The organism is Paraburkholderia sp. BR10141, from assembly GCF_056155635.1.
Map to the genome: position 1 here is coordinate 1 of NZ_JBMIQH010000083.1, position 6,252 is coordinate 6,252.

At 59.7% G+C, this 6,252-nt stretch carries 5 protein-coding genes and 6 pseudogenes; 7 read left to right on the top strand and 4 right to left on the bottom strand.

What is annotated here, in order from left to right:
• Positions 1-776, top strand: a 776-nt coding sequence (locus tag ACOJB8_RS40480; protein WP_475017836.1) for a group II intron maturase-specific domain-containing protein, incomplete at its 5' end; no start/stop codon positions are given.
• On the opposite strand, the gene ACOJB8_RS40485 is transcribed toward ACOJB8_RS40480, so the two are convergent.
• Positions 724-1,755, bottom strand: coding sequence for a hypothetical protein (locus tag ACOJB8_RS40485; protein WP_475017838.1), 1,032 nt, complete (start codon positions 1,753-1,755; stop codon positions 724-726). The two genes, ACOJB8_RS40480 and ACOJB8_RS40485, sit on opposite strands and share 53 nt — an antisense overlap.
• A gap of 217 nt (positions 1,756-1,972) precedes the next feature.
• Positions 1,973-2,314 carry a GNAT family N-acetyltransferase gene (locus ACOJB8_RS40490; protein WP_342925449.1) on the bottom strand — a complete coding sequence of 114 codons (342 nt, stop codon included), beginning with the start codon at positions 2,312-2,314 and terminating at the stop codon, positions 1,973-1,975.
• On the opposite strand from ACOJB8_RS40490, the pseudogene ACOJB8_RS40495 reads away from it, so the two are divergent.
• The 5 genes and pseudogenes from ACOJB8_RS40495 to ACOJB8_RS40515 form a co-directional block, all read left to right on the top strand.
• Positions 2,297-2,404: pseudogene (locus tag ACOJB8_RS40495) on the top strand (IS6 family transposase); the annotation flags it as partial. The gene ACOJB8_RS40490 and the pseudogene ACOJB8_RS40495 sit on opposite strands and share 18 nt — an antisense overlap.
• 107 nt (positions 2,405-2,511) lie before the next feature.
• Positions 2,512-2,670: pseudogene (locus ACOJB8_RS40500) on the top strand (IS630 family transposase); the annotation flags it as partial.
• Positions 2,667-2,903, top strand: a pseudogene (locus tag ACOJB8_RS40505) (DUF6429 family protein); the annotation flags it as partial. The pseudogenes ACOJB8_RS40500 and ACOJB8_RS40505, both read left to right, overlap by 4 nt.
• 681 nt (positions 2,904-3,584) lie before the next feature.
• Positions 3,585-3,860 carry a hypothetical protein gene (locus ACOJB8_RS40510; protein WP_342925450.1) on the top strand — a complete coding sequence of 92 codons (276 nt, stop codon included), beginning with the start codon at positions 3,585-3,587 and terminating at the stop codon, positions 3,858-3,860.
• A gap of 359 nt (positions 3,861-4,219) precedes the next feature.
• Positions 4,220-4,791: pseudogene (locus ACOJB8_RS40515) on the top strand (IS5 family transposase); the annotation flags it as partial.
• Positions 4,792-4,813: 22 nt separating this feature from the next.
• Here the strand turns inward: ACOJB8_RS40515 and ACOJB8_RS40520 are convergent.
• Positions 4,814-5,173: pseudogene (locus ACOJB8_RS40520) on the bottom strand (DDE-type integrase/transposase/recombinase); the annotation flags it as partial.
• 78 nt (positions 5,174-5,251) lie between these two features.
• Between ACOJB8_RS40520 and ACOJB8_RS40525 the strand changes: the two are divergent.
• Positions 5,252-5,905: a GNAT family N-acetyltransferase gene (locus ACOJB8_RS40525; RefSeq protein ID WP_475017840.1), complete on the top strand. Its 654-nt coding sequence runs from the start codon at positions 5,252-5,254 to the stop codon at positions 5,903-5,905.
• Here the strand turns inward: ACOJB8_RS40525 and ACOJB8_RS40530 are convergent.
• Positions 5,866-6,177 (bottom strand): annotated as a pseudogene (locus tag ACOJB8_RS40530) (class I SAM-dependent methyltransferase); the annotation flags it as partial. The gene ACOJB8_RS40525 and the pseudogene ACOJB8_RS40530 overlap by 40 nt on opposite strands.
• Positions 6,178-6,252 lie beyond the last annotated feature (75 nt).

A 6,252-nucleotide genomic window follows, 5' to 3' on the forward strand; every position in this document is an offset into this window, starting at 1 on the left:
CCAACTTAGACGACATCAAAACCGGGGGCGCCCGTTACTCCCGGGATCAGTGTGGCGGCAAGCTGATGCTGACGGCATCGGGTAAACAAGGCGTTCCGCAAGGCGGGGTGATTTCGCCACTGCTCAGTAACGTCTACCTCACTGAGGTGGACCGGATGCTGGAGCGGGCGAAAGAATCCACGCGCAACGGGAAGTATACCTACGTCGAGTATGCCCGCTTCGCTGATGATCTCGTCGTGCTGATCGATGCACACCCACGCCATGACTGGCTGCTGGGGGCGGTAAGCAGGCGACTACGGGAGGAGTTTGACAGGCTACAGGTCGAGGTGAACGAGGAGAAGAGCCGCACCGTGGATCTGAGATGCAAGGAGAGCTTCGGCTTTCTGGGGTTTGACTTCCGTCAACTCCGCAGCTTCGGGACACGGGCGTGGCGAGCGCACTACACGCCGAAGCTGAAGAAGCGTACGGCGTTACTGCGCAAGCTCAAGGAGGTGTCCCGGCGATACCAGTCGCAGCCGACAAATCGGGTGGTACAACTGATTAATCCGGTGCTGCGGGGCTGGGTGCAATACTTCGCTATCGGGGACTCTAACGAGTGCTTCAACTTCATCAGGGACTGGGTGGAAAAGAAGATCAGGCGCCACATGGGGCGATCCCGGAACCGACGGGGCTTTGGCTGGAAGCGGTGGAGTAGGCGTTGGCTGTATGAGGAACTGGGGCTGTTCAATGGCTACCGGGTCCGCCGTACCGTCGCACCGAAAGCGCGCCCGGCATGATAGGTCCCATAAACCTTGACGTGAAGCAGACAGGAGAGCGTAGTGCGGGAAAACCGCAAGCTGCGTTCGACGTGGCGGGAGCTGGAAACGTGACTATGGCAGCCGGACTGAGGTCCACCGCGAAAGCGGTGGAGAGACCACCGGAGCCTACCGTGCGCGCGCCAGTTCTCGACCCTACCTGCGAGAGACTCGGGTGCAACTCCCCGGGTCTACTCACCTCCCAATGCATTCTTATCCCAACGAACACGAAACCGGCACTTCTGGCCGAATTAACGCCCGCCGCGATCATCTGATTGTTGGCAGTCACGGCTTCAAAGTCGATTGATGTGCCCGCCCCCAGTGGGCATGACGTGTCTTCGAATGTCACTGTGCCATCGAGCACTTTTTTCCCCGAAGCGCGGGGCTTCAATGATCCGCTGAACGTACACGACCCGCTTGCCCCGGTGAAACTGCCATCGCCGGCAACTGTCATGGTCGTAGGGGCGGCACTTCCCGCCACTGTTGCCGCCCACGTTCCGGCGACTTCGGACACGGATGGCGACGTATCGTAGGCGGAATTGTACGTTGCGTCGAATTTCTGAGTCTGAGTGGCTTCCTTTACCACAGCGATGAGCTTCTGTTTGGCCGCGACCATACCCTTAATCTTGGCCGGCACCGCTGACGCCCCAACGGCGAGGTTCAAGTCGATTGCCGAATGGTCGGAGATTGAGGGGCCGTCGACCGCGAACGTTCCCTCGATCATCCCTTCGACTGAATTGTTGAATGAATACGCAGCAAAGTACTGCCCTGTCTCCAGCACAAGCATTGCGATCGTGCGGCCACTGCTCGACTTGCCTAGCCAGAAGCCTTGTGGATCTGCATCGGACGTTCCTTGTGGATCTGCAACGGACGTTACATCGCTGCCATCACCGCCACCGCATGCAGTCAGGAACGATGCAGCGACAATGCATATAGCTTTTTTCGCATTCGTTTTGATCATGACTGGTATCCCGGAATTAAATTCAGTGTTACCGTCCCAGGTCAGCTGGTGGAATCGTGCAGTTAGAAGGGTTCCCTTGCGTGACCAGACTTGTTTCAGGCCAACATGGCAACGCGCTCGTGTGGTATCTGCCTGCCTTCATACCAACCTGACGACAGTGTCGTGCATCAGGCTTTCCGCTCAGACATCCTTGTTCCTGCCGAGCAAGGCTGCCTATTCAGGATCCTCTATCAGCTTTGCGTTGACCTGCTGCATCTTGTCGAGACTGTCCGTATAGATCAATCACACCGATTTCCACGCGCGGCGGATGCGGACGCAACGCGATCATGCCGGTGAGCCGGCCGCTTGCGCGGTCTTCCAGAACGCAGCGGATCAGCGTGCCGTTTAGCCAGCCTTGCGCGGACTCCTCGATGAACGCGAGCGTTTCGTCGATCTGCGTATGACACCTGAAATGGAGGTGGCGCGTGGTCGGCGTTGTCAAGGGCGGTCGAGTAAGATGGCCATATGACCAAGAACAAATCGCTTTATCATGGCCATCGGTTTCCTTGAGTTGGTACATCGCATTCGCAAGGGCCAATTCGGCCTCGCAAAGCTCGGCCTCAAAGATACCACTGCGCCCGTAGTCTGGGAGGCCGTCCTGTCTGCTTGATGAGGTATCCTCTAGATAACAACAATCTCGTACAGACCGCCTATTTGCACCAGAGCCATGCCAGGTAACTATGGCACACACAAATCGCCCTCGATCAAAGCCTAGTTCGCTCGACACGTCAACTCGAAGACGCGATCCGTCAATACCTGGACATCTACAACGCCTATCCACAACCGTTTTCCTGGAGCAAGTCGGCTGATGAAATTCTGGCCAGTCTCGAACGGTTTTGTATGCGGGTTCGGACGGCCGCGGGCGAAGCATCGTGAACGTCAACACCGACGCGATTGATGAAGTCGCTTTGGCACTTCTCTACCTGCCCCTGCATGATCGATACCGCGCATGGAAGGGTTTCGACTGGGATGTGCTGAACCGACTCTACGAACGGGGTTTCATCGAAGACCCGGCCGACAGGACGAAGTCTGTGATCTTTACCGAAGAAGGACTGCGCGAGTCCGAGCGGCTCTTTAATCAGCATTTCGTCATTCCAGAAAGACCGGGAATCAGCGGGCGGCGCGCTCCATCCCCGCGGCTTCCGATGCGGCAAGCTGACTTTCGCCGTCCATAGCCTTTTGTAGAAGCTGACGGCTGTTTTGCGACACATCCAGCGCCATCTGGCATAGCTGGAATAGCTGCGACATCTGATCGTTGTGCGACTGGAAATCCTGAGGCGACATTTGCGGCGGACCTTCCGGCATGCCGGAAGGCGAATGTGCGGGAGGCGGCCGACGGCTGGCGGACCGCGCACGCCGCGACGGTCCACCCGCCGTCAGGCCGTCGAGCACGCCAGACTTCTGACTTGCCGTGGGCGCGCCGGAGGGCCGCCGGAGCGGGGATTGTGGCTCGTGCGCGGCGGCGTCGGTGTCAATAGGTGCAGCAGGGCCAATATGATAGTAACCAGGAAGTGGCATGTGCGCTCCTTAAAGCGTGGACGGTCCAGCGTGCAAGCGGCGCGCCCCCGGATTTTGAAAGCAGTGAAGCCTGGTCTGACGACGCTAGCATGCGCCACGGGCGCAACGCCCGAAAATGCGAAGATGTTTCGTCACGAGCGAAGAAGAACACACGCTTCCCAGTTCCATCGAACGATTCGCGTTGGCGTTTAAGGGTTTAAGCAGCCGTCCTCGTGCTTCGCACGTGGCGCGCCGCCTTCGCGTCCGGCACGTGCGCATTTTTACGGATGCCTATGATCATCCCTGTGGTCGGTGCTTCTTCACCGGCCTCGGTCAACGCAGCAAACAGCCAACCAACGCAACTTTTCTCATCGGAGGCTCCTATGGCAATGGGCGCTGTTCAAATAGGCGAAATGGCGGCAATGGAAGCCCAGATGCAAGCGCAGCAAATGGCAGCGATGCACTTCCAGATGGTCGAGCAGCAGTGCAACCTCGAGAACGGCATCACGAACGCCGAAGCGCAGTTCTCCAACGGGCTGTCGGACTCGCTCAAGTCAGCGGCAAAGTAACCGACTGATTGCTACGCCGCGCGCCGGCCGCCTGTTGCGGGGCAGCGTGCGGGTCCCCTGTCAGCGTCCTCGATCTCACGCCGCTGGCCGGGCTCCGGCATCCAGCGGTGCTGGCCGGGTTGCATTGGTACCGCTTCGCTTTCAAGTCTTGTGCTCGCGGATGATACCGGACGTGCAACGAAATTGGACGATGCACTGTCGTCTGGAGAAGTGCCATGTCGGTCATGGTTGATTCCGGTCGAACACGGCGGACGGCCGCAGCGCTGGCGATTGCGATCGCGATGGCGACGACATCAGGCCGTACGGCGTTGTCACGTAGCGTGTTAGGCACTTACGGCCAAACCTGGTAACCTGGCGGGATGAGCAAACGCCGCCCCTACCCGACGGATGTATCGGACGAAAACTGGCACTTCGCTGCGCCGTATCTGACTTTGATGCGCAAAGACGCGCCGTAGCGTCGATACGAATTGCGCGAGATTTTCAACGCGCTTCGCTGGATCGTGCGTGCAGGTGCGCCATGGCGTCTGTTGCCCAACGACTTTCCGCCATGGGAGATGGTCTACCAGCAAACACAACGTTGGATTCAGGCGGGTTGCTTCGAGGCCATGGTCAGCGACCTGCGCTCGATCATACGGGTCGCTCAGGGCCGCAAGGGGCAGCCCAGCGCAGTGGTTCTCGATGGCCGCACGCTGCAGTCGACGTGCGAGAGCGGGCCGCGAGCCGACTATGACATTATAAGCGCAAACAAAGTAGCAAAGTCCATATGGCCGTCGATACCCTGGGGCAGTTGCTTGCTGTGCATGTGACGCCCGCCAATGAACAGGAGAGTGCACAGGTCGGCGAACTTGCGCGTCAGGTTCAGCAGGCCACGGGCCAGACGGTTAAGCTCGCGTTTGCCGATCAGGGATATACCGGCGAGGGCCCCCACAAGCCGCGTTTGAAGAGGGAATTGAGATTTCGGCCTTCGCGGCCGGATAGCTGCGCAACTGATCGATGACAATCCTTCGTGGCGCGTTGGCACAGGCGGCCAGCACGCGGTTGAAGAAGCGCTTTGCTGCGGCCTTGTCGCGATGTTTCTGCAGCAGGATGTCGAGTTCGGCGCCGTGCTGGTCGACTGCCCGCCAGAGCAGATAAGGTTCACCGCGCAACGTAACGAAGACTTCGTCCAGATGCCATATGCGCCCAGGCTTGCGGCGGGCAGCTTTGACGCGATCTGCGAAGCCCGCGCCGAATTTGAAATACCACCGAACCGCGAGACTAAGGATTGCTGCCGGGAACCGGTGGCCGCGATAAAGCGATTTTCTTTTCTTCATCGTGACACCTTACGTGACTACCTCGCCAACGTGACAGTGCCACAGGAGGTTTCCATGGAGTTAAAGCCGTTCGATACCATGAGCGCGTACGGCCTGATTGCCAGGCCGCTCACGCCAGACGACTGTCCGACACTCTTCGAACAGATGTTCAGCGACAACGAAACCATGCTCGATCTCGTGATCCCGAGGCATACTGACGCCTGGGCCACGCACGCATACATCACGGAATCCATGACGGGCTGGCAATACAGCTTGCGATACCGCTACGGCCTGTTCGGCGAGGACGACGGCGCGCTGACGGCTATCGTGGAACTCACGCCCCGGTTGCCGCAAGTCGAACTCGGCGTGATGATCAGCCGACAAGGCGGCAGCCGCAAGCGTCGCAAATTCATCCTTGCCCTGCGCGTCATTCTCGACTGGCTGATTACGCAGCCCGGGGTGTATCGGGTGTTCGCATGCTGTGCGGTGGACGGCCGCGCGCACAGCAGCATGGAGCGGCTCGGTTTTTGCCGCGAGGGGACGATGATCAATTACGAAGCACGTCCGAACCGCGGACTTGTTGCAGGCGACAGCTATTTGTACGCCATGACGCGGCCCGTGGCACAGGGTGGCGGACCGGGAGAGGCGCGCGCCCGCGGCATGTGCGACCACCACAACATGCCGAACGCGCCGTCCAACCGGGCCGGCACTTCGCCGAGCCGATACGCGTTCGCGCGCTCAAAACGGACGTGATCTTCTTGTGCAAGCTGCCGCCGGGCACGCCCGAGCGACGCTGCGTCGTAATCCACAGCATATAGCGAGCGCGCCGCCCCCGAGATTGCGCGGGTCCAGTAGCCAGTGCCGCACGCAATTTCGAGCACATCCAGGCCACTTAGCGCGTTGACCAGATGCTGCTTGAGCGGCGCCAGGCCGGCTTCGACCAGCACGGTGCCATACCCCACGGAGGCGTCGTATCCCGGGGCGCGGGCCTCATAGTACCGGGCATGTTCCTTTGCGTTCGACATGAGAGCGCCGTCGGCTCTAGCAGGCTGTTGAAATACCTCCCGCGCACGTCATCCGCGCAGGAGGGGTAAACGTTG